The 1,203-nt window shown below is 74.4% G+C and carries 1 protein-coding gene and 1 pseudogene; both read left to right on the forward strand.

Going from position 1 to position 1,203, the window contains the following annotated elements; genetic code table 11:
- Positions 1–836: pseudogene (locus DW309_RS19380) on the forward strand (hypothetical protein); the annotation flags it as partial.
- Positions 833–1,144, forward strand: a complete 312-nt coding sequence (locus tag DW309_RS05295; protein WP_136044775.1) for a hypothetical protein — start codon at positions 833–835, stop codon at positions 1,142–1,144. The pseudogene DW309_RS19380 and the gene DW309_RS05295, both read left to right, overlap by 4 nt.
- The last annotated feature ends 59 nt before the right edge of the window (positions 1,145–1,203 follow it).

Consider the following 1,203-nt stretch of genomic DNA (forward strand, 5'->3'; position numbering starts at 1 on the left):
CCGCGCTGGAGGCGTGGCGCGCGCAGCACGCGGCCTGGAAGGAGCAGGACCAGGCGTGGCGGCGCCAGCAGCAGGATGCGGAGCGTGCCGCCAGGGATCAGCTGCGACAGGAGCGCCAGGCCGAGGCCGCGGTGTTCGCCGCGGAGGCCGCCGAGCGACGACGCGTCCGCCGGGCGTCGAACCCGCGTGCCGGTTTCGCCGCGGTGATGGCCGCGCTCGGACTCGCGATCGTTGTCGGTGCGGGCGTGGGGCTCGCGGTGGGCGAGGGCCTGGGCGGAGCGCTCGGGCTGCTGTCGGCCGCGCTCGTGCTCGCGGTGTCGATGATCGTCGCCGGGGCACTCCGGCGCCGCAGCGGCTTCCTCGCGTTCGCGACCATCGCGACGCTCGTCGGCGGCCTCGTCGCCGGCGGCGTCGCGGCGGTGCCCGGCACCACGCTGGGGTACGCGTCGATCTCGAACAACCAGCCGGCGCAGGTGCGTCAGCCGTTCGGCGACCTGTACGTGCAGCTGCACGCGCACGACGACGGACCGCGGCCCATGCTGATCGACAAGGGCTCCGGTCGCACCGAGATCTTCGTGGACGAGGGAGTGCGCCTGGCGCTGCGCGGCACGGTCGGCGACGACGTCGAGGTGAGCTGGATCCGCGTCGACCCCGAGGCCGGCCGCATTACCGACAGCGGCACCTGGCCCCTCACGCGCGACGACGGCACCTGGACCGTGTCGGAGGACATCACGTCCGGCTCCGGTTCGCCGACCACCGTGCAACCCGTCACCATCCACCAGACCAGCGGCGTCATCGCCATCACGGTCCAGGAATCACCGGAGGACGACCGATGAGCACCGACACGATCACCACCCCGCGCACCCGCTGGGCCGCCATCATCTGGGGCGTGGTGCTGGCCGCGATCGCCGGAGCCGCCCTGTGGGTGCTCGCCGACGACGACCGCCGCGCCGCCCTCGCCGACGGAGTGGGCACCCTCACGCCCGCCACCATCCTCACCGTCGTGCTGCTGAGCGCCGGTGCGCTGCTGCTGGTGGGTGGAGCCGCCGGGCTCGTGCGGAGGGGCCAACGCCGGCGGACGGAGGGCGTCGCGGCGTTCGCCCCCGATGCGGCCGAGGCTCCGGTCGCGCACACCGCCGAGTAGCCTGGACGGCATGGCGCACCAGGGACGACGACCCGCGAAGGGTTCCGGCAAGGGCACGC

The organism is Microbacterium sp. K41, assembly GCF_004794395.1.
Taxonomy (GTDB): Bacteria; Actinomycetota; Actinomycetes; order Actinomycetales; family Microbacteriaceae; genus Microbacterium; species Microbacterium sufflavum.